The following is a 25,227-nucleotide window of genomic DNA, read 5'->3' on the forward strand; positions in this document are numbered from 1 at the left end:
TGAGGAGAGCAGTGGCAGGCAAGGCCCGCGTACACGAGTTGGCTAAAGAACTCGGTGTCACCAGCAAGGAACTACTCGCAACGCTCAAAGAGCAGGGCGAGTTCGTAAAGTCTGCGTCATCCACAGTGGAGGCGCCCGTCGCCCGTCGTCTGCGGGAGTCATTCCCGTCTGCCGCCGGCGCAGAAACCAAGTCCGAGTCCGGCGCTGCAGCGGCTAAGCCCGCAGCAAAGCCCGGTACTCCGGCACCGTCTGCGGCAAAGCCTGGCGCTCCGCGTCCCGGCCCCAAGCCGGTCGCACCCGCTCCGGCTGCTCCCGAGGCTCCGGCAGCACCTGTTGCTCCCGCAGCAAAGGCGGCAGCTCCGGCTGCACCCGCAGCTCCGGCAGCTCCGGCTCCGGCAGCTCCGGCCGTCGCATCTCCGGCAGTGCCTACACCCACGTTCAACGCACCGAAGCCCGGTCGTCCGGCTCCGGCTGCTCCCGCAGCTCCGGCTCCGGCAGCACCCGCAGCTCCGGCACCGGCTGCACCCGCAGCAGCAGCTCCGGCCGCACCGTCGACCGGCGCAAAGCCCGGTGGACCGCGTCCGATGCCCAAGGCTCCGCGCGTCGGCAACAACCCGTACTCCTCGGCTCCGACCGAGCGTCCGGCTCCTCGTCCGGCTCCCGGCGCACCGCGTCCGGCACCGGGTCAGGGTGGACCTCGTCCGACTCAGGGCCAGGGTCAGGGCGGATCGCGTCCGGCTCCCGGCCAGGGCGGTCCTCGTCCGGCTCCCGGCCAGGGCGGTCCTCGTCCGGCTCCGGGTCAGGGTGGACCCCGTCCGCCCGCAGGTCAGGGTGGACCCCGTCCTAGCCCCGGCTCCATGCCTCCTCGCCCGAACCCGGGTGCAATGCCTGCTCGTTCCGCTCGTCCCGCGCCCGGTGGCGGCGGACGTCCGGGTCGTCCCGGTGGCGCTCCCGGCGGTCGTCCCGGTGGCGGCGGCGGCGGTGGCGGTGGATACCGCGGTGGCGGCGCTCCCGGCGCCGGCGCTGGTGCAGGTGCTCCCGGTGGAGCAGCTCCCGCAGGTGGTTTCCGCGGTCGTCCCGGTGGCGGTGGCCGTCCCGGTCAGCGCGGCGCAGCAGCAGGTGCATTCGGTCGTCCCGGCGGAGCAGTTCGTCGTGGACGTAAGTCGAAGCGGGCAAAGCGCGCCGAGTACGAGAGCATGCAGGCTCCCGCAGTCGGTGGCGTCAGGCTGCCTCGCGGCAACGGCGAGACCATCCGTCTCGCTCGCGGCGCGTCGCTCTCCGACTTTGCCGACAAGATCGATGCGAACCCCGCAGCGCTCGTACAGGCACTGTTCAACCTCGGCGAGATGGTCACGGCAACTCAGTCGGTAAACGACGAGACGCTGGAGCTTCTCGGTGGCGAAATGAACTACGTCGTTCAGGTCGTCAGCCCTGAGGACGAAGATCGTGAGCTGCTCGAACACTTCGACCTCACCTACGGCGAGGATGCCGGCGGAGAAGAAGACCTCGACGCCCGTCCGCCTGTGGTTACCGTCATGGGCCACGTCGACCACGGTAAGACTCGTCTGCTCGACGTGATCCGTAAGGCCAACGTCCGTGAGGGCGAAGCCGGCGGTATCACGCAGCACATCGGTGCTTACCAGGTGCTCACCGAGCTCGAGGGCAACGAGCGTCTCGTGACGTTCATCGATACTCCGGGTCACGAGGCCTTCACGGCTATGCGTGCTCGTGGTGCCAAGGCCACCGACCTCGCGATCCTTGTTGTCGCAGCCGACGATGGTGTCATGCCGCAGACGGTGGAAGCGATCAACCACGCCCAGGCGGCCGACGTGCCGATCGTGGTCGCGGTGAACAAGATCGACAAGGAAGGCGCGAACCCGGACAAGATCCGTCAGCAGCTGACCGAATACGGATTGGTTGCCGAGGAATACGGCGGAGACACCATGTTCGTCGACATCTCGGCGAAGCAGGGTCTGAACATCGACCAGCTTCTCGAAGCTGTTCTGTTGACGGCTGATGCTTCCTTGGATCTGCGCGCTAACCCGGACATGGACGCACAGGGTGTCGCCATCGAGGCACACCTCGACCGTGGCCGTGGTCCCGTTGCTACCGTGCTCATCCAGCGCGGAACGCTGCGGGTCGGCGACTCCATCGTTGCCGGTGATGCTTACGGCCGCGTCCGCCGCATGGTGGACGAGCACGGCGAGGACGTCCACGAGGCAACGCCTTCACGTCCCGTTCAGGTCATCGGCTTCACGTCGGTTCCCGGCGCAGGCGACAACCTGCTCGTGGTCGACGACGACCGGACTGCCCGTCAGATCGCAGACCGCCGCAATGCACGTAAGCGCAACGCGTTGGCAGCGAAGAGCCGCAAGCGCATCAGCCTGGACGATCTCGATGCAGCTCTGAAGGAACATTCACAGCTGAACTTGATCCTCAAGGGTGACAACTCGGGAACCGTCGAGGCTCTCGAAGAGGCATTGCTGGCAATCCCGATCGACGACGAGGTGCAGTTGCGCGTCATCGACCGTGGTGTCGGTGGCGTCACGGAGACCAACGTCAACCTGGCAGCGGCTTCCAACGCGATCATCATCGGCTTCAACGTCCGTGCCGAAGGCAAGGCGACCGAGCTGGCGAACCGCGAGGGCGTCGACATCCGGTACTACTCGGTGATCTACCAGGCCATCGACGAGGTCGAGAAGGCTCTCAAGGGTCTGCTCAAGCCGGTCTACGAAGAGGTCGAGCTGGGCAAGGCGGAGATCCGTGCGATGTTCCGTTCGTCCAAGATCGGCAACATTGCCGGTTGCTTGGTCACGTCGGGCTCCATCCGTCGCAACGCCAAGGCACGTCTCATCCGCGACAGCATGGTTGTCGCCGAGACGGTCACCATCTCCTCGCTCAAGCGGGAGAAGGAAGACGTCACCGAGGTTCGCGAAGGCTATGAATGTGGTTTGACCGTCACCTACTCCGATATCAAGATCGGTGACGTTCTCGAGTGCTACGAGCTTCGTGAGAAGCCGCGCGACTGATAGTCGCCCACGAGCGCTGGGGGCGCTCGTGAGTACTGACTGACTGGACTCTCCCGGACATTGACAAAATGTCCGGGAGGGTCCATTCGGCTATCTCCAGGCTGGTGGCAGTAGAGTTTCTCGGGGATTTCGAGGGGGAAAATGTTTGTAGGAGCATTGGAGTTCGACATTCTTTTCGGAGATGTCCACTCACTCAAGGAAAAGCGCTCGCTGGTGTCGCCGATACTGACGGAGCTGCGTCGGTTCGGTGTCAGTGCTGCCGAAGCCGGTGAGCAGGGACGGTTTCGTCGGGCTCTGGTCGGGGTGGCTGCTGTCAGTTCGTCGGTCGATCACCTGCACGATGTCCTCGATCATTGCGAGCGTGCAGTGGCCGCGCGACCTGAGATGCAACTCCTCGCGGTGCGACGACGAATATTCGGTCCCGAGGACTGATTTGGTTGCCAGGCTGCGATGCACAAGACTGTTGTCGGTAATAATTCTTGTTAATCAGCACTTTGATCGATCGAGTCAGCTCGTATCGAATGTCCAGGGAGAAGGAGACAGAGAGTCATGGTGGATCCAGCCCGGGCCCGTAAGCTCGCAAAACGAATCGGCACGATTGTCGCAACCGCAATTGACCACGAGATCAAGGATCCGCGGCTCGATTATGTGACCGTCACCGATACCAAGGTCACCAACGACCTGCACGACGCGACGGTTTACTACACCGTCAGAGGTGAAAAGGTCGACTCCGCGCCGGACGTCGAAGCTGCCGCGGCCGGTCTCGAGAAGGCCAAGGGCGCACTGCGCTCAAAGGTGGGAGCTGGAACGGGCGTCCGTTTCACACCGACTCTGACGTTTGTCGCGGACACAGTTCCGGACACGGCGCGGCACATGGAAGAACTGTTGGCGCGTGCACGTGCAGCCGATATCGAAGTTGCCAAGGCACGCGAAGGCGCGCAGCCGGCCGGCGACGCAGATCCGTACAAAGAGCCCCGCACAGTAGCCGACGACGAGGACGACGTAGTGTCCTCGGACGCTCGTGACAACGACTGACGCGTAGCGAAGATGACGATCACCGCGCCCACTGGCGAAGACCTCTGCGAGGCAGAATTCGCCCAGGTGGTCGAGGTGTTGGACGTGGCACAGACGGTAACCGTCCTGTGCCACGTCCAGCCGGACGCCGACACGATCGGCAGTGGGCTGGCACTCGGCCTGGTGCTCGAACGCAAAGGCGTCTCGGTTCAGGTTGCATTCAGTCGACCTGAGGAACTTCCGGAGTCGATGGCAGGTTTGCCCGGACTGCATTTGCTGGTTCCACCGGCGAGCGTGCGCGCGTCGGTTGATGTTCTTGTCACCGTCGACGTCGGCAGTATCGGTCGGCTCGGTGATCTTGCGAACCGTCTCGACGGTGCCGATCGAACCATCGTCGTCGATCACCATCGGTCGAATTCCGAATTCGGCGCGATCAACGTCGTGGACGAGTCTGCAGCCTCGACCACGGCACTCCTGGCGAGATTGTTCGATTTCTGGGGTGTGGAGATCGATCGGGATGTAGCGCATTGTCTCTACGCCGGTTTGGTGACCGACACCGGTTCCTTCCGATGGGGCGGCCCGTCGACGCATGTTCTGGCGGCCAGATTGTTGGAGACCGGCATTGACGGAGACGCCATTGCCCGTCAACTTCTCGACACCCATCCGTTCGGTTGGCTGCCGATGTTGTCGTCCGTTCTGGGATCGGCGACGTTGGTGCGCGAGGCTGCGGATGGCCGCGGGCTCGTGTATGCCGTGATCCGCCGAAGTGACGTCGGAAACCTTCGTTCGGAAGAAATCGAGAGCGTCGTTGACATCGTGCGAACGACGGCTGACGCGGAAGTTGCTGCGGTTCTCAAGGAATCAGAACGTGGTGGTTGGTCGATCTCGTTGCGCGCGAAGTCCGAAATTGACGTGTCGGCTGTTGCGGAAAGTCTCGGCGGCGGGGGACACCGGCTCTCGGCCGGATATACCTCGTCGGATTCGAGTGAGCAGACCGTCGCGGCGCTGATTGCGGCGCTGGGGTGAGTTCGGGGTCAGTCGCTCCCGATGCCGGCACCGATTTCGAGGTGACCGGCCGTCGAATCTTTGCGCTGGCCTTCCCCGCATTGGGTGTGTTGGCCGCGGAACCCCTATACCTTCTGTTCGATATTGCGGTTGTCGGACGACTCGGTGCACTTCCGTTGGCGGGACTGGCGGTGGGCGGACTCATCTTGTCTTTGGTGAGTACTCAGCTGACGTTCTTGTCGTACGGAACCACGGCACGCGCTGCGCGTCTGCACGGCGCCGGTCGCGAGCGGGACGCCGTCGGTGAAGGGGTGCAGGCAACCTGGTTGGCGTTGGCGATCGGACTGATGCTGGTCGCGATCGTGCAGGTGATCGCCGGGCCGCTGACGTCGGCAGTCGCCGGTGGTTCGGATATCGCGGATGCGGCGGAGAGTTGGTTACGCATCGCGGTTCTGGGTGTGCCGCTGATATTGGTGGCATTGGCGGGAAACGGTTGGATGCGTGGCGTCCAGGACACCGTCCGGCCACTGCGGTTCGTGCTTGTCGGTCTCGGAATTTCGGCAATACTGTGCCCCATTCTGGTCCACGGTTTGTGGGGCGCGCCGCGTCTGGAACTCGAAGGATCTGCCGTCGCAAATCTGGTGGGCCAGAGCATCTCCGGTGCGTTGTTCGGCTGGGCCTTGTTTCGTGAACCGGTATCGGTCCGTCCGAATGTCGCGATCATGCGAGCCCAGATGGTCATGGGGCGCGATCTGATTCTGCGTAGTCTCGCGTTTCAGGCATGCTTCGTCTCGGCAGCTGCGGTGGCGTCGCGATTCGGCGCCGCAGTTGTGGGTGCACATCAGGTGGTTCTGCAATTGTGGAACCTGGTTGCGCTACTACTCGATTCACTCGCGATTGCCGCGCAGACGTTGGTCGGTGCAGCTTTGGGCGGCGGGTATGCGGCAGCGGCCAAGAAGATGTCGTGGCGGATCACGGCGTGGTCGACGGTGTTCGCGATACTTCTGGCCGTGGTGTTTGCAGCGGGGCACTCGGTGATCCCGCAATTGTTCACAGCGGACGAGGACGTACTCGCTCAGATGTCGATCGCGTGGTGGTTCTTCGTCGCGATCATGCCTGTCGCCGGAATCGTGTTTGCACTCGACGGCGTTCTACTGGGCGCGGGCGACGTCAAGTTCCTGAGAAACGCGACCATGCTGTGTGCCGTCGTCGGTTTCCTGCCCGCGATCTGGATGTCTCTGGCCTTCGACTGGGGATTGGCCGGAATCTGGGCGGGCCTGACAGTGTTCGTAGTACTGCGGATGGTTGCAGTCCTGTGGCGCGCCCTCTCGGGTAAGTGGGCGGTCACGGGAACCCAACCCACAGCAACCCGGACAACTGCACTTCACATCGAGCGTCCGAGCGAGGAAACAGAGGGATCGTGGCAGCAAAGCTGATGGCGGTGAGCGACATTCATGTCGGTCACAACGGTAACAAGCCGATGACGGAAGAACTGTTTCCGGATTCACCCGACGACTGGCTCATTCTCGCCGGTGACGTCTCCGAGAAGACCGACGACATTCGCTGGGCGCTGACGCTGCTGCGCTCTCGCTTCGCGAAGGTGATCTGGATTCCCGGCAACCACGAGTTGTGGACCACCGCCAAGGACCCGGTTCAGATCCACGGTGCGCCGCGGTACGAGTACCTGGTCAACATGTGCCGCGAGATCGACGTCATCACGCCGGAAGATCCGTTCCCGATCTGGGACGGTGAAGACGGTCCGGTGACGTTGGTGCCGATGTTCCTTCTCTACGACTACTCCTTCCTGCCGGCCGGGGCACGGGACAAGGCTCACGGACTCGAGATTGCCCGCGAGAAGAATGTGGTGGCGACGGACGAGTTCCTGCTGTCGTCGCAGCCGTACGCGACGCGCGACGCGTGGTGCCATGCCCGGATCGAATACACGAAGGCTCGGCTCGATGCTCTGCCCGCCGGTACGAAGACCGTCCTGATCAATCACTTTCCGATGGTTCGTCAGCCCACAGATGTTCTGATGTACCCGGAGTTCGCGCTGTGGTGCGGTACGACCATGACGGCGGACTGGCACGTGAAATACAACGCGGTGTGCTCGGTCTACGGGCACCTGCACATTCCGCGTACGACGTACTACGACGGCGTCCGCTTCGAGGAAGTCTCCCTCGGATACCCGCGCGAATGGCGTCGGCGAGGATTGCCCGAAAAGCTGTTGCGTCAGATTCTGCCCGTGCCGGAGTATCCGCCGGGAACGCTCAACAAGTGGGGCGGCCACTTCAAGGTGACGCCGGAGCAGGAAGCCGAAGTCGAGCGCATGCGCTCGGGGAAGTGAGAGGTACCGACACGTGATCGAACAGATTCTTCCCGGTGGCATCGCGACGGCTGAAGCTTTCGAGGATCCGCCCGGGCTCGTTCCGCACCCGAGTGAAGAGGCGCTGATCGGCCGGGCCGTCGAGAAGCGTCGTCGTGAGTTCGTGACAACGCGCCATCTTGCCCGCACGGCGATGGGCAAACTCGGCGTCCCGCCGGCGCCCGTCATGCGGGGCGAGCGAGGCTCGCCGCTCTGGCCGCGGGGTGTTGTGGGCTCGCTGGCCCACTGCGACGGATATCGCGGCGCCGTGCTGGCCTATTCGATGCAGGTTCGTTCGCTCGGGATCGACGCGGAACCGCATGCGCCTTTACCTAAGGGTGTACTGCCGGCCGTCAGCATCGAGGACGAGCGAACGTGGCTCGGAACGGTGGATCTGGATGGCCCCGTCCACTGGGATCGAGTCCTGTTCTGCGCCAAGGAAGCCACGTACAAGGCATGGTTCCCGCTCACCCAGCGTTGGTTGGGATTCGAGGACGCGCACATCACTTTCGAATCCGAGTCCGCCACGTCGGGCACGTTCAGGTCGAAGCTGCTGGTTCCCGGGGAGGCGACGTCGGGTGCGCCGCTCACCGAATTCGACGGCAAATGGATGGTCTCCGGCGGCCTGATTCTGACGGCAATTTCGGTGCAGTGAGTTCGGCTGGCAGAATCGGGACACGTGTCAGCTCGCGAAAAGCCTTCCTCCGGACTTGTCGGCGCCGGAATCCTGATCGTCGACAAAGAGGCAGGTCTCACCAGCCATGATGTTGTGGCTCGGTGCCGCAAACTGTTGAACACCCGAAAGGTCGGTCACGCCGGCACGCTCGATCCGATGGCGACGGGTGTTCTGGTGCTCGGTGTGGAGCGCGCAACCAAGTTGCTGGGCTTGCTGGCCCTGACAACCAAGGCGTACTCGGCCACCATTCGTCTGGGCGCGTCCACGGACACCGACGACGCCGAAGGCGGGATCCTGACGACGGCCGACGCGAGTGCTGTCACCGATGAGGACATTGCCGCCGTCGTGGCGACGTTGACCGGGGACATCGAACAGATTCCGGCCAGCGTCAGCGCAATCAAGGTGGACGGCCAGCGGGCTCATGCTTTGGTACGGGCCGGCGAGACCGTGGAGCTTGCCGCGCGCCCGGTGACGGTATCGACGTTCGACGTTCTGGCTCGCCGAGATGTCGACGGTGGTTTTGTGGACCTAGACGTCGAAGTGGAGTGCTCGTCAGGCACCTACATCCGTTCGCTGGCGCGGGATTTGGGACGCGAACTCGGAGTGGGTGGCCATCTGACGGCGTTGCGTCGCACGCGGGTCGGTCCGTTCACACTCGATCATGCTCTGACCCTCGAGGATCTTGCCGAGGCTCCGAGCGTCAGTTTGGACATCGACGAGGCTGCGCAGACAGCATTTCCGCACCGTCAGATCACGACTGACGAGGCCGAGGCCATCAGTCAGGGCCGTTGGCTCGAACCGATGGGCGTCAAGGGCATCTATGCGGCCATCGATCCCACCGGTCACACCATTGCGTTGCTCCAGGAGAAGGGCAAGCGCGCCAGTTCGGTAATGGTCGTCCGGCCGGCAACCCTGCGTCAATGAGTGCGCTCCGAGACTCTGGGTCAATGAGCGCTCCCGACACTGTCCTCATCGTCCTGAAACGGTCGAGGATCTCGTTCCTGCGGAGCGGCGCCTACCGCCCGTTCGTCACGATCAACGGCCACACGGACGTACTTCCGTGGGGTGAGCACCGTGTGTCGATTCCGGACGCGCAACCGTTGTCGATCGATATCTATGTCAACGTGCGAGATCCGAAATCGAAGAGATGGACCTTCGGGCGTTGCGACGCCGTCGTTCCTCCCGGAATCGGTCGGGTGGTGGAGTATTCGGCACCGGCGCAGGAGAGCTTCAAAGGTGATCTGGGGCCATCGGGCACCACGCGTTCGCACGGGTTGATCGCTCAGGCGCTGATTGTCGGCGCGCTCGGGCTGCTCTGTGCGCTGATCCTGCTCGGGTTTCTGGGTATGGGGCTGGCCGCACTCAGCGGTGAACTCAGATGACAGGCGAAGCTAAACCAGCCAGATAGCTTGGGCGACAGGGCTTCCCAAGTCGATGCATTCGGGGTTGTCGCCGAGGCGAACGGACACCGTACCGGCAAAATCGCGTCGTTCTTCCACCGTGATTTCGACGTCGAGGCTGACGCCGACGGAATCGAAGTAACGGAGCATTTCCGGATCGGAATCGGAGATGCGAGCTACGCGACCGCGTTCACCGTTGGCGAAGTCGCTCAGTTGCCGGGCCGGGGGAGTCGGTACCGAACCGTCGGCGGACGGAATGGGATCTCCGTGCGGATCGCGCTCGGGGAATCCGAGTTTGGCGTCCATGCGCGAGATCATCAGATCCGAGACGGCGTGTTCGAGGATCTCGGCTTCATCGTGGACCTCGTCCCAGCCGTACCCGAGTTCTTGAACCAGATACGTCTCGATCAAGCGGTGGCGTCGCACCATGGACACTGCGGCCGCGCGTCCGGTGTCCGTCAGTGCGATGGATCCGTACCGGGCGTGATCGACGAGTCCTTGATCCGACAGTTTGCGAATAGCCTCGGACACAGTCGATGCGGAGACGCTCATCTTCTCGGACAGCAGCTTGGTGGAGATCCGTTCATGCGACCATTCCTGGACGGTCCAGATCACCTTCAAGTAGTCCTGGGCGACGGAGGAGAGTGCAAGTGTGTCGATCGATGCATTCGATGTCTGTTCGACAGCGTTGTCCGCATTGGAGGGATCGCCGGAGGGTTCGGTCTTGTGAGCTGCCACGACACTTAGCTTAGGCTACGAATTCCGGAAGGTGCGTACGCGAGCGAGCATTCAGTGTGAGCCGCTCGGCGGGTCCGAAGGTGAGAGTCGCCGACACGACCCGTAGGCTGCCATTCGTGCTGAGGTGGCGTGGTCTCGACGAAGTTCCGGCCGATTGGGGTCGTTGTGTGCTCACTGTCGGTGTATTCGACGGTGTGCATCGTGGGCATGCCCAATTGATTGCGACGGCGGTTACCGCTGCGCGCAAGCGGGGTGTTCCCAGTGTTCTGATGACGTTCGATCCGCACCCCATGGAAGTAGTGCGCCCGGGCAGTCATCCGGCTCAGTTGACGACGCTTGCCCGCCGGGCGGAACTGGCCGAGGAGCTCGGCATCGACGTTTTCTGCGTCATACCGTTCACCGCGGAGTTCATGAAGGTGACCGCTGAGCGTTACGTCCACGAAATCCTCGTGGAGCGCCTGCATGTCGCCGAGGTAGTGGTGGGGGACAACTTCACCTTCGGCAAAAAAGCCCTCGGCAACGTTGATCTGTTGCGCGAGATGGGCGCTCGATTCGGGTTCGCCGTTGACGACGTCCAGTTGCTCGTCGAGCATGCAGTGACGTTCTCTTCCACCTACATTCGCTCGTGCGTCGACGCCGGAGACATGGCGGCGGCAACTGAAGCGCTCGGCCGGCCGCATCGCGTCGAAGGCGTTGTAGTGCACGGAGACAAGCGTGGACGTGAACTGGGATTCCCCACGGCAAACATTGCGCCGCCGATGTTTTCGGCCATTCCGGCTGACGGTGTCTACGCGGCCTGGTTCAGCGTTCTCGGAATCGGTGACTCTGTCGCTCCCGGCGCAGAATTGGGTACCGTCGTACCAGGTCGCAAGTACAAGGCGGCGGTGTCGGTGGGAACCAATCCGACGTTCTCCGGACGCACCCGTACCGTCGAGGCATTTGTCCTCGACACAGAAGCAGATCTGTACGGCCAGCACGTCGCAGTCGATATGGTCGAGCGGATTCGTGGGATGGAGAAGTTCGATTCCATCGAATCGCTGATCGTGGCGATGAACCGAGATGTCGAGCGTGCGCGCGAGATATTGGACGAGGACACCGAGCGTAGCGTCGGCTGATTTTGCTCACCTCCTGACCGTCCGGAGTGTCGACCGCCACACTTCTCCGTGACCGTCGAGTTGGCCGCATTGCTCCTGGTAGGATCATCTCTCGGTGTGTGCTGCGGTTTGCGGCGGCCGCATCCGATCTAGATCCTTTTGCGCAATCGTCATCACAGGAGTGAATCAAGTGGCATTGACCACCGAAGAAAAGAAGACCGTTCTCGGCGAGTACGGCTTGCACGAGACCGATACGGGATCGCCCGAGGCTCAGGTGGCAATGCTCACCAAGCGCATCGTCGATCTCACCGAGCACCTCAAGATGCACAAGCATGACCACCACTCGCGTCGTGGACTGCTGCTCATGGTCGGCCGTCGTCGTCGTCTGCTCAAGTACGTAGCAAAGACCGATGTCGCTCGTTACCGTGCGCTCATCGAGCGTCTCGGCCTGCGTCGCTAGTTTTACGACGCTGATCGAAAGCAACACGGCAAACTCACGTTTGCTCAACACTCCGTCAGCCGGCGAATCCACGGATAGACTGGGATTCGCTGGCTTTCGGCGTTAACTGCCGCAAGGTAGTGATTGGCTGTCATAGGACAGTGATCGGCTGCAACTGCAGCAGTGATTGGCTGTGCCAGACAGCTGAGTTGGCGGGCGAAAGCGCCGTCAGCACACCGTATGCACCAGAGAACGTGGTGTCGGTTGTCGGTAGTGGTTTTCCGGATCGGACTCGAGTCCGTCAATATTCTCGAGTCCGGCGTGTTCCGGCGAACTTCGATCGACGGCCGCCCGAAGGTCAGTGACGTCCCGAAGCAGAGAAAAGTTCGCAGCTATCGCGAACCTCTGCAATTCAAGAGGGGGACGTCCCTCGGTGCGCAGTTTCCACCAGGAGGGTGGAAACGCCCGCGCGGGTACGGCGAAGACGAGAGGGAAGTGAAGAAAAAAAGATGACAGAGAATTCCGTAGTAGAGGTCGACGAAGGCGTGTTCGAATCCACCGCCGTGATCGACAACGGGTCCTTCGGTACCCGCACCATCCGTTTCGAGACCGGACGCCTTGCTCAGCAGGCTGCCGGCGCCGTCGTTGCATACCTGGACGACGAGACCATGCTGCTGTCCGCCACGACCGCCAGCAAGCACCCCAAAGAGCACTTCGACTTCTTCCCCCTGACGGTGGACGTCGAAGAGCGCATGTACGCAGCGGGCCGTATCCCCGGTTCGTTCTTCCGTCGTGAGGGACGCCCCTCCACCGACGCGATCCTGACCTGCCGCCTCATCGACCGGCCGCTGCGCCCGTCGTTCGTCGACGGTCTCCGTAACGAGATCCAGGTCGTCGTCACGGTCATGAGCCTCAACCCGCAGGACCTGTACGACGTCGTGGCTATCAACGCCGCTTCCGCGTCGACGCAGATCGCGGGCTTGCCGTTCTCCGGTCCCGTCGGCGGCGTGCGCGTTGCACTCATCGTCTCGGACGACAACAAGGCCGGCCAGTGGGTTGCATTCCCGACGGTCGATCAGCTCGAAAACGCTGTCTTCGACATGGTCGTCGCCGGCCGCGTCGTTTCCGGTAGCGGTGACGATGCCGATGTCGCGATCATGATGGTCGAGGCCGAGGCCTCCGTCAACGTCATCGCGAAGATCGCCGACGGCGCTCAGGCACCGACCGAGGCCATCGTCGCCGAGGGCATCGAGGCATCCAAGCCGTTCATCGCTCGTCTGTGCGCTGCACAGCAGGCGTTGGCGTCCAAGGCTTCCAAGCCCACGGGCGACTACAAGGTCTTCCCGGCCTACCAGGACGACGTCTTTGCTGCTGTTGAGGCTGCTGCAGCTGAAAAGCTCAATGCCGCACTGACAATCGCCGGCAAGCAGGAACGCGACGACAAGACCGACGAGGTCAAGGCCGAGGTTCTCGAGCTCGTTGCACCCAACTTCGAGGGTCGCGAGAAGGAACTGGGAGCAGCGTTCCGCTCGCTCACCAAGAAGCTGGTTCGCCAGCGCATCCTGCGCGATCAGTTCCGCATCGACGGTCGCGGCATCACGGACATCCGTTCGCTGTCCGCCGAGGTTGCGATCATTCCGCGCGCACACGGCTCCGCACTGTTCGAGCGTGGCGAGACCCAGATCCTGGGCGTCACCACCCTCGACATGGTCAAGATGGCTCAGCAGGTCGACTCGCTCGGTCCCGAGACCAGCAAGCGCTACATGCACCATTACAACTTCCCGCCGTACTCCACCGGTGAGACGGGTCGCGTCGGTTCGCCGAAGCGTCGCGAAATCGGCCACGGCGCACTCGCAGAGCGCGCTCTCATGCCGGTTCTGCCCAGCGTCGAAGAGTTCCCGTACGCAATCCGCCAGGTCTCCGAGGCTCTGAGCTCCAACGGCTCCACCTCGATGGGTTCCGTGTGTGCTTCAACGCTCGCACTGCTCAACGCCGGTGTGCCGCTGAAGGCTCCGGTTGCCGGTATCGCCATGGGCCTCGTGTCCGACCAGGTCGACGGCGAAACCCGTTACGTGGCACTGACCGATATCCTCGGCGCCGAAGATGCTTTCGGTGACATGGACTTCAAGGTTGCCGGTACCAAGGACTTCGTCACGGCTCTGCAGCTCGACACGAAGCTCGACGGAATTCCGTCCAAGGTTCTGGCCGGCGCTTTGGCTCAGGCCAAGGATGCTCGCACCACGATCCTCGAGGTCATGGCCGAGGCCATCGACACCCCGGACGAGATGAGCCCGTTCGCTCCCCGCGTGACGGCCATCAAGGTCCCCGTCGACAAGATCGGTGAGGTCATCGGCCCCAAGGGCAAGATGATCAACTCCATCACCGAGCAGACCGGTGCCAGCATTTCCATCGAAGACGACGGCACCGTGTTCGTCGGCGCCACCGATGGACCGTCTGCACAGGCCGCGATCGACATGATCAACGCCATTGCCAACCCGCAGCTCCCCAAGGTCGGCGAGCGGTTCCTGGGCACGGTCGTCAAGACCACCGCCTTCGGTGCCTTCGTTTCGCTCCTGCCGGGTCGCGACGGATTGGTTCACATCTCCAAGCTGGGCAGTGGCAAGCGTATTGCCAAGGTCGAAGACGTGGTCAACGTCGGATCCAAGATCCGCGTCGAGATCGCCGACATCGATGCTCGCGGCAAGATCTCGCTGATCCCCGTCGAAGAGGGCAATGACGAGACTGCAGCTCCCGTAGCTGAAGAGGCTGCTTCCGAGTAAGCATGTTCACTCAGCGGCCCCGTGCGGATTTTCGTACGGGGCCGCTGGCGTAAAGTTCCTTTCGCCGTGGCGACCACGCGGTGTTCTTCCCAAAATTTTCACCCCAACTTCTTCAAGGACCGTTGACACACTTCATGGCCAAGACCGCGCGCAGTCGTACAACTGCACTGAAATCCCCGATCGACGCGCAAGCTCCCGAGTCCGGGGTCCAGCGGACGGTCCTGCCCGGTGGACTCCGTGTAGTCACCGAGTTCATTCCGGGCGTGCGCAGCGCTTCGGTTGGCGTCTGGGTTGGTGTCGGATCGCGTGACGAGCAGCCGAGTGTTGCCGGCGCGGCACACTTCCTCGAACACCTTCTGTTCAAATCGACTCCGTCGCGAACTGCGCTCGATATCGCACAGGTCATGGACGGTGTCGGCGGCGAGCTCAACGCATTCACTTCCAAAGAGCACACGTGTTTCTACGCGCATGTGATCGACGAGGACCTGGCGATGGCAGTGGATCTTGTTTCGGATGTGGTTCTTCGTGGTCGGTGCCGTACCGCGGATGTCGATGTCGAGCGGCAGGTAGTTCTCGAAGAGATCGCGATGCGCGACGACGATCCGGAAGACCTTCTCGGCGACGCGTTCATTACGGCGCTGTTCGGTGATCATCCGATAGGCCGTCCCATTATCGGCAGTGTGGAATCGATCGAATCGATGACCCGCAGCCAGTTGCATTCTTTCCACGTGCGCCGGTACACCCCGCAGCGGATGGTTCTTGCTGTGGCCGGCAACGTCGACCACAAGCAGGTTGTGACGTTGGCCCGACGTGCATTTGCCGGGCATCTCGAGCGTGGCGTGAAGCCTGCTCCGCGTCGTGAAGGAACATTGCGACTGCGCACGATGCCCGAACTGAGCCTGACCCATCGCGACAGCGAGCAGGTTCATCTGGCGCTCGGAGTGCGGGCATTCGGTCGTCACGAAGGTCATCGCTGGGCATTGTCCGTGCTCAACACCGCTGTGGGCGGCGGCTTGAGTTCTCGTCTGTTCCAAGAGATTCGGGAACAACGGGGCCTTGCGTACTCCGTCTACTCGGGCGTCGACACTTTTGCCGATACCGGAGCTTTTTCGGTGTACGCGGGCTGCCAGCCCGAAAACCTCGGTGAGGTCACCACGGTAATCCGCGAGGTTCTGGCGCAGGTTGCGGCGGGCGGCATCACCGATGCCGAAATTGCTCGCGCCAAGGGTGCTTTGCGGGGCAGTTTGGTTCTGTCCCTGGAAGATTCGGGTTCGCGAATGACCCGGATCGGCCGTAGTGAACTCAATTACGGCGACCATCGCAGTGTGGCGCAAACCTTGGCCACCATCGACGCGGTCACTGCCGAAGAAGTTCTCGAAGTAGCTCAGGTTCTGCTGACGCGTCCGTTCGCGGCTGCTGTCGTCGGACCGTACAAGCGCGTGCGGGACCTCCCGGCCTCGGTGCGCGGGATCGTCGGGTAATCCCGAACATTCGCCGGGAACCTTGAGGAGTTCGCGCACGAATCTTTGGTGGTGGCACCGGAACGGTGAATTTCGGTCAACGTCGCAAGCTAATGCTTGGGGCTTGTGGCATACACCAGAACCTTGAGCATCTCGATCAATTCGTCGCGTCGGTCCGACGTGGCCCGATCCTGGCTACCTTCCAGGCGGGTCATGTACGGCTCGTAGAGATCCCACCCGATCGCCACCAATTGGATCAGCGACGCGACGACTCGTGGGTCGAACTGGTCCCGGACCACTGGCTTCCGGGGGTCGCGCCACAGCGCCTCTATCTGCGTGCGATACCCACTGGTCCGGGTACCAGCGGGGAACAGACGCTCCGGAGTTGCCCCGTCCAGGACCGCCCACGAGAGCATCCGGCCGTATTGCCCGGCGTCAGATCCGAGAGACTTCTCGATCGCGATGTATACATCGTCCTCGTCGGAGAGACGTTGGCCGCCTTGCTGTATGAAGAGTTGCATCACGCTGACCAAGAGGTTCTCCTTGGTCTTGAAAAAGCGGTAGATCAAACTGTAGGAGACGTCGGCAGCCGCAGCGACTTCGCGTAGTGATACCTTCGCGGGCCCCTTCTGGGCGAAGAGTTTGATTGCGGCGCGGAGGATCGCGCTGCGTGGATCGTCGTCGTCGGGGTTGTCCGGGAACCACTCGAAACTTACTTGTCGTTCTGACGGCGACACGGTCTCCGCCGGGGTCGGGGAGGTGTCGCGACCGTCGTATCGGCGGGCGAGTTCGAGGGCCAGCTCCTTACCGTCCGGGGAGAGAAGGAGTTCTGCTGGGGTGTGGTCGAGTTTCGGGACGCGTGTCGTGGACCAGCGGGCGGCGTCGCGGGGGGTGACTTCGTCGCCAAGTGCTTCGAGCAGTTCCTCGACCTCGGGGCGCAACCATCGAGTGTCGACATCGAACTGCCAGGCGGGGAACCGGGTTATCGCCTTGTCTCGGTATCCGAGCAACGTGCGATTGTGTATCCGTCGATTGATTGCTTGGCGGCTGACTCCCATGAACTCGGCTACTTGCGGAGTAGTCCATTCCTCGCGGTCCGTAGCGACAGGGAGAAGTCGATCGTCGTTCATAGTCCAGTCATCTTGTCACTCCGCGCAGGACGGGGATATGCCCGGGGGCAGTTGACGGAGTTCCTGTAGCTGCGGCCTGTGAGAACCGACGCCGAATGATTCGGATTCTTGCCCCGGCAGGTGGGTGCCGGGGAGGAATTCAAGGATGCGATGCGTCTCGCCATGTGCAGACATTGCCTTTTCTGGTGAGTCGGTTGGCAGTGGAGTCGGCCCTGCGGATCAGTGCACTCTGTTGGCGCCAACCTCCGGATTTCCCGTCAGCTGCGAGCCGGCGGCATTGCGGTCAACCTGTTTTCCGTCCATTCGTCCGTCATCGTCGACGATCCCGCGACTGGGAATTGTTGTGATGATGACGATCGCGACAATGGCCGCTACTCCGACCATGAAGGCCGGCGCGTACGGATTGCCGGTCCAGACAGTCAACTGGCCCGCCAGGTAAGGACCGAATCCACCACCGATCGCCGAGCCGAGCCCGAAACCCATTGCTGCTCCCGTGTATCGCATTCGGACTGGGAAGACCGCGGTGAACGTGGCGTAAGCCGGAGCTGAAGCGGCACCGGCCAGACCGGCGAACAGGGACCAGGCGAGCACGGTGATGACGGGGTTTCCGTCGGCCACCTTCATCAAGTACATGATGGGGAGGACGCCAATACCCAACGCCGCCATGATTGCTGTCATTGTTGCGCGCCGACCGAACCGATCCATGACCAGTCCGGTGACAATCAGGAACGCAATTGCGAACGCGGAAGTGACGGTTGCCATGTTGGCTGTGGTTCCCGGCCTGAAGTTGAGTTCCCGCTGGAGGTAGATCGGGATGTAGGCGGCAGAGATGTAGCCGATCATCAGTACAGTCGCGCTGAGAACGATTATTTTGATCAGCGTCCGCCAGTGGCTCGAGATGAGTTCGCGTACCGGCGACTTCGATACTTCGTGAGCGTCAGCCAGGCGTCGGAACTCGGGTGAGTCCTCGAGGCGTAGGCGAAGCAGTAGGCATGTGGTGGTGAGCAATAGGGATAGCAGCAGTGGAATGCGCCAGCCCCATTCGGCCATGGTCTCCTCCGAGAGAGCGATAGTCACGAGCGCAACGACACCGGGAGCCAACACAGTGCCGGTTGCGAAGCCGAGCGGAGTGATAGTGCTCAGGAAGCCGTGGTTGCGCTTGTTGGCGTGTTCGGAAATGAATGTGGCCGACCCCATGAGTTCGCCGCCCGCCGAAATGCCCTGGAGGAGTCGCAACAGGACAAGGAGGATCGGGGAAACGATGCCGATCTGTTGGTAGGTGGGTAGCAAGCCCATCAGGAAGGTTGCCGCGCCCATACCCAGGATCGTGACCAGGAGGGCTGTGCGTCGTCCGCGGAGATCGCCGAGGCGCCCGAAGATGATGCCGCCCAACGGCCGTGCCAGGAATCCGGTGCCGAGCACGGCCAGCGAGATGAGGATCCCTGCTGCAGGATCATCTCTGGGAAAGAACAGCGGGGACGTGTAGACGATCAGGTAGGTGAAGACGAAGAAGTCATAGGATTCGACGACCGTGCCGAGGAATCCTGCGATCGACGCTCTACGGACGACTGTGCGCGATGGTGTTAACGGACCAGCGTCATTCATTGGTATCTACTCTCTTGTCAACCGTTCAAGGAATTGAACTGAGGGGTTGCGTGCGGTGGCGATCCGTTGACGAACCGCCCGAAACTGTGTGTGGACACTGCGGAGTCGGCGTGGTTCGGCCGGATCGACGGACAGATGTGGTCGCGCTCGGCGACGAGCTCCCGAGACGACGAGGAGTCGTCGACGGTGAGTTGGCTGGTGAACGTAAGTGCGTGTCCGAGTAGTGATTCCGTGCTGCGGGCCCGGATGGGGCGAGTGAGAAGTCGGCAAGGTTGGCCGTTGTACGTGAGGCGAAGGGATCCTCGTCGGGATACTCCGCAGTGAGGTAATCAGATTCTGATTCGCTCGTCAAGCATGCGGCGGCGCGTGTATGTCTCTGGCTGTCAACGGTATTCAAACTTGAACGCATTGCCGGGCAACGTATTTCCGAGCTATGGGCGGTATGTCCGTAAATCTCCGATTGGTGTGAAAGCTCTGCCCGTTGTGATTGGTGGAGCCAACCGAGCCGGCGGAGAGGCGAACTAAGTCCGCGCGCCACATTGGTCCAGGTGAACCCAGGGACGATTCGGTCACTACGCGGTCTGCATTCGAAAAGTAGTGGTTGACGTCACCGTAGCCAATGGCTACGGTGAGGGTGTCATGGAATCGAGGGGCGGTTCTGAAGCGTCTTCGGAGTCGACCGAAGAGCGTATTCCTCGGCCCGAGAATCTGTATCTATCTGTGTAGCAATAATTTTGGGCCGTATATATGTGCGTGTTGGTCGGCATAGGCGGCAAGGGTGTGCGGGTCGCGGTCGCGGCCGTAGTGAAGGGAAGAATCTGTGTCGTCAATGGCGCTGTCAATGAAACCAACTGGATGGTTTCAAATTGGATGGTCGGCCGAACTCGCGGTGGGGGAGGTTAAGCCCATGCTCTACTTTGGGCAGGACCTGGTCGCCTACCGAACCGTGTCTGGTCGCCTGGTTGTGCTCAATGCGTACTGCGAGCATCTCGGGGCCAACTTGGCCTACGGGGGGAAGGTTCAGGGCGACGACATCGAGTGTCCGTTTCACAATTGGCGCTGGAGTCCGGAAGGTCGGAATACGTGTATCCCGTACCAGGATTCGACAAATCGCGTCAGGCGCATTCAGTCCTGGAGCGTGCAGGAGATGGATGGCGTCATGTACCTCTGGCACGATGCCGAGGGGAATTCTCCGCAGTATCCTGTGCCGAGCGTATTCGGCCTTTTCGAGGAATCTGGTCCGCGCGAGAGGTATCACGAGACTTACCCTGACGGGATATTCGAAAAGGGTGAACTTCCGGTGCACCCTCAGTATGTGATCGAGAACGGCGTGGACTTCGCCCACTTCAAGTATGTGCACCGCACCGACGAGATTCCCACGGTCACCATGCGGGAGTTCGGGGAGCACACACTGCAGACTGAACTCGCATTGAAATATAAGCACCGCAACGAATCTGGCGAGATCGTCACCGTGCATGGGATTACCAAAGGGTATCTACTCGGAGTCGGTATCTCGTATTCGTACGCCAGTGGCGTCGGGGAGATATGCAGTCTGACGGCCGTAACTCCGATCGATGACAAAAAGTCCGTCGTCCGGTTCTCGGCGTGGGCGAGTCGGGAGGCAGATGACGACCAGATGCTTGCCAAACGCAGACGGAGCGCGATCAGTCAGCTCAAGGCAGACGTGGCGATCTGGGAGCATCAGCGCTACACCGAGCCGCCAGGCCTCGCGACTGCGGAAGCTGCCGGATTCCGCGAGATTCGTCAGTGGGCGCGCCGCTTCTATCCCGAAGGTCAGCGTGGCCACGACGCCAAGGAACAGTTTGCAGGATCGGAGCTCGTGACATGACGACCAAACTAGTTGTCAATCAAGATGATTGGCGTTCTGAGGTTCGGGACTTTCTTGCGGCCGAGCTTCCGCCCGAGAATGCGTTCAATACCGAATTCGATGACGGACCGCAGCGCTGGAAGACCGCCCTCGAGTTCAACCGGAAGGTTGCCGAGAAGGGCTGGATCGGCTTGACGTGGCCGGTTGAGTACGGAGGCGCGGGGCGCAGCGCCGTGGACAATCAAATCCTGCTCGAAGAATTCGCCGCCGCAGATGCCCCTATGGTCAATTCCGTCGGGATCTTCCTTGCCGCCGGCACAATCCTGGTCGGGGGGAGCGAGGAGCAGAAGAGGGAACTGCTGCCCGACATCTCGTCGATGCGCACGCTCTGGGCGGAAGGCCTCACAGAACCCGAGGCTGGTTCGGACCTCGGGTCGCTGCAGACGAAGGCGGTGAAGGAGGGCGAAGACTGGGTGATCACCGGACAGAAGGCATATACCTCGTGGGGTCCGATGTCCGACGTGCTCTACGTTGCCGCCCGAACCTCGTCCGCCGGTTCGACCAGCGGCGCGGTCAGCATCTTCTGGGTCGACCTGAAAAGTCCGGGGGTGTCGATCCATCCGATGCGGAATTTCGGTGGAGGCGTGCAGTCCAGCACCTATCTCGACAACGTGCGCGTGCCGGGGAATGCGTTGATCGGGAAAGAAGGAATGGGTTGGCAGTACATCATGCGCGCCTTCTATGCGTCAGGGACGGTTGAACCGATCTATGCGATGCAGGAGGCAAGGCTTCGTGAACTCCTTGCGCATTGCAGGTCGATACCGGGTGCGCTCGAAGATTCGCGTGTATCGGCCGGCATCGCCGAACTCGCGTCGATGATCCAGTCGCAGCGACTGTTGGCCTACGAAGTCGTCGGCAACAACATTGCAGGACGCCTGCAGCCGTATGGCGGAGGAATCCAGCAGGTCGTGGCCAAGGAGTTCGAGCCGCTGTTCTCGCAGGTCTACGACCGAATACTGGGGCCGGCGAGCCAGCTCACAGGAGAGTCCGGATATGCGCTCCTGAATGGAAGGCCCGAGGCGTGGTATCGACAATCGTTCGCAAACCATGCAGGAGGAACCACCCAACTCAAACGAATGATTCTGGCCACACGTGGCCTGGGCCTTCCCCGATAGGAGTAACACATGGAATTGACCTGGGGTGAAGATTTCTCAATTCTCACCGAAGTCGCCAAATCGGTGTTCGCTCGTTGCTCACCGCTGACCGATCGGGCGACCACAATCGACTACAAAAATCACGTTCAACAGTTTCGCGATCTGGATTGGCTGCAACTCGGGGACCCGGCCGGATTGTCCTCAGACAGTGCAGCTTTGGGCAGTATTGCCGGGATCTTCGTGGAGATGGGGAGGGCCCTCGTCGACACTCCCTTGCTGGATCTCACGATGTCCCGGGATGCATCCATCGTCATCGGTACGGCGAAGGCAGTCAGCCTTGCGTCGAGGATTGGGAACGGCGCCGCATCGGTGATGCCCGTGTTTCCATTGAGTGGGTGGGGTCGCCCGTTGGAGATCCGGAATGATGTCTTGAGCGGGACCGCGATGCCAGTGTCGTTCGCCGATCAGGCTGACGGCTATCTGGTGCTCGCCGATGACGGTGGCGAGCGTGCACTTCTGCTCATCGACAAGACCGACGCGGTCCGCATTGAGTCACTGCCGAATATCGGGGAGTATCCGATGTTCAGTGTGTCCTTCTCCAATGTCGCGGTTACCGAAGAAGTCGTGTTGGCGAGGGGACTCGATGCGGACCGTGCCGTCGAGATCGCGCAGCAGAGGTCCGCGGTCCTCCGGGCGGCGCAGGTATACGGCGCCGGGAGTCGACTACTCGACATTACGGTCCGGTATGCGCAGGACCGTCACCAGTTCGGCGGGCCGATCGGTCGATTCCAAGCTGTGCAGTATCTGTGCACGGATATCGCGATCAATGTTCACTTGACCTCGGCATACGCGCGCAGTGCGGCGCTTGCAATCGACAGTGGATCCGACCCGCAGCTCGACGTCGCGCTGATGTCGAAGCAGGCTAGCCGGACTGCGCAGGTGATGGTGCATGCGGCTCATGAGGTTCACGCCGGAATCGGCTACATGGTGGAGTCCAACGTGCATTTGTTCACCAAGGCCGCGAAACGGTGGCAGTTCGACTTCGGATCTGATGAGGTCCATGACCACACCATTTCAACGGTTCTCGATCGCGCGTACTCGGGAGAGATTTCGTGAAAACAGTGAAGTACGAAGTCGAGGGTGCGGTTGCTGTCATCACCCTCGATCGACCGGAGAAACACAACGCCCAGGACGAGTCGATGTTGCAAGATCTCGACTCTTGCTGGCGGAAGGCAGCCAAGGATGACCAGGTAAAGGTGATCGTCCTTCGGGCCAACGGCAAGAATTTCTCCGCTGGTCACGACCTGTTGTCCGAAGCCTCAGGGTACTTCCGGCAGGGGAAGAGTGCGCTCGAGAGTGCATACGACTGGGAAACAGAGCACTACCTTGGGTTTTCCCAGCGGTGGCGCAATATCCCGAAACCCTCGATTGCCTCAGTTCAGGGCGCGTGCGTGGCCGGGGCTCTGAACTTGATCTGGCCGTGCGACCTGATCGTTGCGGCGGAAAACGCATATTTCAGCGACCCCGTGGCGAAATTCGGAATCGGAGGCGTGGAATATCACGCCCACACTTGGGAGTTGGGCGCTCGCCGTGCGAAGGAACTGTTGTTCACCGCCGGCAAGATCTCGGCGGTCGAGGCCCACAATGCCGGGATGGTCAACAGGGTGGTTCCCCTCGATGAACTCGACTTGCGGACAATGGATTTGGCAATCGAGATCGCCGCGATGGATGCCTGGGCCCTTGCGCAGGCAAAGCGGGCGGTCAATCAGACGCTCGACATCATGGGACAGCAGGCTGCGCTGCAGTCGGCATTCGACATGCACTGGCTGGGACACGCTAACGCATTGATCACCACGGGCTACCCCTTGCTGAGCGATCAGCCGCTGACCTCGTCCGGAGAAAAGCGAGAGGTGAAATGACAACGCCGAACAATTTCGACATCGAATCTGATTCCCTGTGGGACTTGGTGATTCGTCGAATGCGTGCCACCGGAGACCAAACCATGGTCGTTGACGAATACGATCGCGCCGAGACGTTCAGTTCGGTCGCCCGAGCGGCCGAACGGGTTGCGGCCGGGCTCCTCGCCCTCGGGATCACGCCCGGTTCGACGGTTAGCTGGCAACTTCCCACGAGAATCGACACGATCGTCCTGACGTTGGCGTTGTCTCGGTTGGGCGTCATACAGAACCCGATCATCCCGATCTACCGAAGCCGTGAGGTGGGTGCGATGATTCGTCAGTGCAACTCGGAGTGGCTCATCACGCTCGACAACTTCCGTGGGTTCGACCACCGCGTGATGGCGGAGGAATTGCGTGCCGCATCGAATGATGCGTTGAAGGTATTGACTATCGTTGACGGCCTGCCGGAGGGTGCACCCTGCCCGCAGCGCCGGCAGGCACGGACGATGTGGTGCGCTGGATCTACACCACGTCGGGGACGACGTCGGCACCAAAGGGTGTATGTCACACCGACAGTACGTTGATCGCCGGGGGGCTCAGCCTCGCGGATGCGGTCGCGGCCCGCTCGACTGACATCGGAACGATCGTGTCCCCATTCGCTCATATTGCCGGCCCGGACATGATGGTTGCGTCACTGGCGTCGGGTATGGGGTTGGTGATCATGGAAATCTTTGATCCGGCAGCTGCGGCGGCGCACCTACGACACCACAATGCCACGCTCTACGGTGGTTCGACCGTCCATTACGAGCTGTTGTTGGCAGAGCAACGCAAGCATCGAGACGGAGTCCTGGTTCCGTCGCTGCGGGCAATGGTTGGCGGTGGGGCTTCGATGAGGGAAGCGCTATTCCACCAGGCCCGAGCGGAACTGGGAGTTCCGATCCTGCACGGGTACGGCATGACTGAATGCCCGATGATCACGCTAGGTCGCCCGGATGACACTGTCGAGCAGCTGGCGGGTACGGCAGGGAGGCCGGTACTGGGGTGCGAGGTGCAGATCCGTGCAGAGGATGGAGATGTCCTGCCTGCTTGCGCCGATGGGCGCGTGTGGGTACGAGGTCCGATGCTTTTCAAGCATTATCTCGACCGCGGCGAAATTGTCGAGCCGTTCGACGACGACGGGTGGTACTTCACCGGCGACATCGGCCATCTGCGGCCGGACGGCAATCTCACTCTCGTCGGCAGAGAGAAGGACCTCATCATCCGCAAAGGCGAGTCGATGAGTCCCATGGAGATCGAAGACGTCGTTGCGCAGCATGAAGCGGTGTCGGACGTCGCAGTGATCGGCCTTCCCGACGAGGCTCGCGGGGAGCGCATCTGTGCGGTCATCGAGTTGCATCCCGCTGCTACGCAACCAGATCTCGCCCAAATTCGCGAGCACTGCCGCAGGGCCGGTCTGTCTCCGAACAAATCGCCGGAACAGATCGAGATCATCTCCGAGATGCCCAAGACGCCGACGATGAAGACCCGAAAGCAGGAGTTGCGCTCGACGTTCTCGGCAGCATCACCAAGTTGATAGGAGCTGGTCGATCGAATTCGTCCCGCCTTCATTCACATC

General features: G+C 61.7%; 22 protein-coding genes. 19 read left to right on the top strand and 3 right to left on the bottom strand.

Features of this window, described 5'->3' with window-relative positions; genetic code table 11:
- Positions 1-11: 11 nt before the first annotated feature.
- The 9 genes from infB to BDB13_RS15335 all read left to right on the top strand — a co-directional run bounded on the left by infB (position 12) and on the right by BDB13_RS15335 (position 9,468).
- A complete protein-coding gene (gene infB, locus BDB13_RS15295) occupies positions 12-3,029 on the top strand; it encodes a translation initiation factor IF-2 (protein WP_094272387.1) in 3,018 nt (1,005 codons plus the stop codon).
- Between the two features lie 141 nt (positions 3,030-3,170).
- Positions 3,171-3,461 carry a DUF503 domain-containing protein gene (locus tag BDB13_RS15300; RefSeq protein WP_094272388.1) on the top strand — a complete coding sequence of 97 codons (291 nt, stop codon included), beginning with the start codon at positions 3,171-3,173 and terminating at the stop codon, positions 3,459-3,461.
- Positions 3,462-3,578: 117 nt separating this feature from the next.
- On the top strand, positions 3,579-4,064 hold the full coding sequence (rbfA, locus tag BDB13_RS15305; RefSeq protein WP_094272389.1) for a 30S ribosome-binding factor RbfA: 486 nt from the start codon (positions 3,579-3,581) through the stop codon (positions 4,062-4,064).
- Between the two features lie 12 nt (positions 4,065-4,076).
- Positions 4,077-5,069: a DHH family phosphoesterase gene (locus BDB13_RS15310; RefSeq protein WP_094272390.1), complete on the top strand. Its 993-nt coding sequence runs from the start codon at positions 4,077-4,079 to the stop codon at positions 5,067-5,069.
- A complete protein-coding gene (locus tag BDB13_RS15315) occupies positions 5,066-6,484 on the top strand; it encodes an MATE family efflux transporter (protein ID WP_094272391.1) in 1,419 nt (472 codons plus the stop codon). Before BDB13_RS15310 ends, BDB13_RS15315 begins: the two co-directional genes overlap by 4 nt.
- On the top strand, positions 6,469-7,392 hold the full coding sequence (locus BDB13_RS15320) for a metallophosphoesterase family protein (RefSeq protein WP_094272392.1): 924 nt from the start codon (positions 6,469-6,471) through the stop codon (positions 7,390-7,392). Before BDB13_RS15315 ends, BDB13_RS15320 begins: the two co-directional genes overlap by 16 nt.
- Positions 7,393-7,405: 13 nt before the next feature.
- On the top strand, positions 7,406-8,065 hold the full coding sequence (locus BDB13_RS15325; RefSeq protein WP_094272393.1) for a 4'-phosphopantetheinyl transferase family protein: 660 nt from the start codon (positions 7,406-7,408) through the stop codon (positions 8,063-8,065).
- 24 nt (positions 8,066-8,089) lie between these two features.
- The gene (gene truB / locus BDB13_RS15330; protein WP_094272394.1) at positions 8,090-9,010 is read left to right on the top strand and encodes a tRNA pseudouridine(55) synthase TruB; all 921 of its coding nucleotides are present in this window, start codon (positions 8,090-8,092) and stop codon (positions 9,008-9,010) included.
- 23 nt (positions 9,011-9,033) lie between these two features.
- A complete protein-coding gene (locus tag BDB13_RS15335) occupies positions 9,034-9,468 on the top strand; it encodes a hypothetical protein (protein ID WP_094272395.1) in 435 nt (144 codons plus the stop codon).
- 9 nt (positions 9,469-9,477) lie between these two features.
- Here BDB13_RS15335 and BDB13_RS15340 read toward each other — a convergent pair whose 3' ends face one another.
- A complete protein-coding gene (locus BDB13_RS15340; protein WP_441347196.1) occupies positions 9,478-10,224 on the bottom strand; it encodes a metal-dependent transcriptional regulator in 747 nt (248 codons plus the stop codon).
- A gap of 116 nt (positions 10,225-10,340) precedes the next feature.
- On the opposite strand from BDB13_RS15340, the gene BDB13_RS15345 reads away from it, so the two are divergent.
- From BDB13_RS15345 to BDB13_RS15365, 4 genes are all read left to right on the top strand, one after another.
- A complete protein-coding gene (locus BDB13_RS15345; RefSeq protein WP_094272396.1) occupies positions 10,341-11,339 on the top strand; it encodes a bifunctional riboflavin kinase/FAD synthetase in 999 nt (332 codons plus the stop codon).
- A gap of 169 nt (positions 11,340-11,508) precedes the next feature.
- Positions 11,509-11,778 carry a 30S ribosomal protein S15 gene (gene rpsO / locus BDB13_RS15350; RefSeq protein ID WP_094274942.1) on the top strand — a complete coding sequence of 90 codons (270 nt, stop codon included), beginning with the start codon at positions 11,509-11,511 and terminating at the stop codon, positions 11,776-11,778.
- A 488-nt stretch (positions 11,779-12,266) separates the two neighbouring features.
- The gene (locus tag BDB13_RS15360) at positions 12,267-14,537 is read left to right on the top strand and encodes a polyribonucleotide nucleotidyltransferase (protein ID WP_094272398.1); all 2,271 of its coding nucleotides are present in this window, start codon (positions 12,267-12,269) and stop codon (positions 14,535-14,537) included.
- A 134-nt stretch (positions 14,538-14,671) separates the two neighbouring features.
- Entirely contained in the window at positions 14,672-16,018 is a 1,347-nt protein-coding gene (locus BDB13_RS15365; RefSeq protein WP_094272399.1) for a M16 family metallopeptidase, read from the top strand.
- Between the two features lie 89 nt (positions 16,019-16,107).
- Here BDB13_RS15365 and BDB13_RS15370 read toward each other — a convergent pair whose 3' ends face one another.
- Together BDB13_RS15370 and BDB13_RS15375 are read right to left on the bottom strand one after the other, a co-directional pair.
- Positions 16,108-17,127, bottom strand: a complete 1,020-nt coding sequence (locus BDB13_RS15370; RefSeq protein WP_094272400.1) for a TetR/AcrR family transcriptional regulator — start codon at positions 17,125-17,127, stop codon at positions 16,108-16,110.
- Between the two features lie 219 nt (positions 17,128-17,346).
- Positions 17,347-18,732, bottom strand: a complete 1,386-nt coding sequence (locus BDB13_RS15375; RefSeq protein WP_094272401.1) for an MFS transporter — start codon at positions 18,730-18,732, stop codon at positions 17,347-17,349.
- A gap of 841 nt (positions 18,733-19,573) precedes the next feature.
- On the opposite strand from BDB13_RS15375, the gene BDB13_RS15380 reads away from it, so the two are divergent.
- Genes BDB13_RS15380 through BDB13_RS15400 form a run of 6 tightly spaced genes read left to right on the top strand, consistent with a single transcriptional unit; the run spans position 19,574 to position 25,185 of the window.
- Entirely contained in the window at positions 19,574-20,581 is a 1,008-nt protein-coding gene (locus tag BDB13_RS15380; RefSeq protein WP_169633394.1) for a Rieske 2Fe-2S domain-containing protein, read from the top strand.
- The gene (locus tag BDB13_RS15385) at positions 20,578-21,735 is read left to right on the top strand and encodes an acyl-CoA dehydrogenase family protein (RefSeq protein ID WP_094272403.1); all 1,158 of its coding nucleotides are present in this window, start codon (positions 20,578-20,580) and stop codon (positions 21,733-21,735) included. Before BDB13_RS15380 ends, BDB13_RS15385 begins: the two co-directional genes overlap by 4 nt.
- A gap of 9 nt (positions 21,736-21,744) precedes the next feature.
- Positions 21,745-22,830 (top strand): acyl-CoA dehydrogenase family protein, encoded by a 1,086-nt coding sequence (locus BDB13_RS15390; protein ID WP_094272404.1) that lies wholly within the window; start codon positions 21,745-21,747, stop codon positions 22,828-22,830.
- Positions 22,827-23,633: an enoyl-CoA hydratase gene (locus BDB13_RS15395; protein WP_094272405.1), complete on the top strand. Its 807-nt coding sequence runs from the start codon at positions 22,827-22,829 to the stop codon at positions 23,631-23,633. Before BDB13_RS15390 ends, BDB13_RS15395 begins: the two co-directional genes overlap by 4 nt.
- Positions 23,630-24,196, top strand: coding sequence for an AMP-binding protein (locus BDB13_RS32575; protein ID WP_217902127.1), 567 nt, complete (start codon positions 23,630-23,632; stop codon positions 24,194-24,196). Before BDB13_RS15395 ends, BDB13_RS32575 begins: the two co-directional genes overlap by 4 nt.
- Positions 24,124-25,185 carry a class I adenylate-forming enzyme family protein gene (locus BDB13_RS15400; protein WP_217902128.1) on the top strand — a complete coding sequence of 354 codons (1,062 nt, stop codon included), beginning with the start codon at positions 24,124-24,126 and terminating at the stop codon, positions 25,183-25,185. The genes BDB13_RS32575 and BDB13_RS15400 overlap by 73 nt, the downstream gene beginning before the upstream one ends.
- Positions 25,186-25,227 lie beyond the last annotated feature (42 nt).

The sequence above is a fragment of the Rhodococcus sp. OK302 genome (assembly GCF_002245895.1).
Classification (GTDB): Bacteria; Actinomycetota; Actinomycetes; order Mycobacteriales; family Mycobacteriaceae; genus Rhodococcus_F.

Excerpts from the sequence above, each read along its gene's own strand:
- BDB13_RS15370 (WP_094272400.1), bottom strand. The coding sequence starts at position 17,127 with ATGAACGACGATCGACTTCTCCCTGTCGCTACGGACCGCGAGGAATGG.
- BDB13_RS15335 (WP_094272395.1), top strand. The coding sequence starts at position 9,034 with ATGAGCGCTCCCGACACTGTCCTCATCGTCCTGAAACGGTCGAGGATC.
- BDB13_RS15380 (WP_169633394.1), top strand. The coding sequence starts at position 19,574 with ATGAAACCAACTGGATGGTTTCAAATTGGATGGTCGGCCGAACTCGCG.
- BDB13_RS15310 (WP_094272390.1), top strand. The coding sequence starts at position 4,077 with ATGACGATCACCGCGCCCACTGGCGAAGACCTCTGCGAGGCAGAATTC.
- BDB13_RS15360 (WP_094272398.1), top strand. The coding sequence starts at position 12,267 with ATGACAGAGAATTCCGTAGTAGAGGTCGACGAAGGCGTGTTCGAATCC.
- rbfA (WP_094272389.1), top strand. The coding sequence starts at position 3,579 with ATGGTGGATCCAGCCCGGGCCCGTAAGCTCGCAAAACGAATCGGCACG.
- BDB13_RS32575 (WP_217902127.1), top strand. The coding sequence starts at position 23,630 with ATGACAACGCCGAACAATTTCGACATCGAATCTGATTCCCTGTGGGAC.
- BDB13_RS15385 (WP_094272403.1), top strand. The coding sequence starts at position 20,578 with ATGACGACCAAACTAGTTGTCAATCAAGATGATTGGCGTTCTGAGGTT.
- BDB13_RS15390 (WP_094272404.1), top strand. The coding sequence starts at position 21,745 with ATGGAATTGACCTGGGGTGAAGATTTCTCAATTCTCACCGAAGTCGCC.
- BDB13_RS15365 (WP_094272399.1), top strand. The coding sequence starts at position 14,672 with ATGGCCAAGACCGCGCGCAGTCGTACAACTGCACTGAAATCCCCGATC.
- BDB13_RS15300 (WP_094272388.1), top strand. The coding sequence starts at position 3,171 with ATGTTTGTAGGAGCATTGGAGTTCGACATTCTTTTCGGAGATGTCCAC.
- BDB13_RS15375 (WP_094272401.1), bottom strand. The coding sequence starts at position 18,732 with ATGAATGACGCTGGTCCGTTAACACCATCGCGCACAGTCGTCCGTAGA.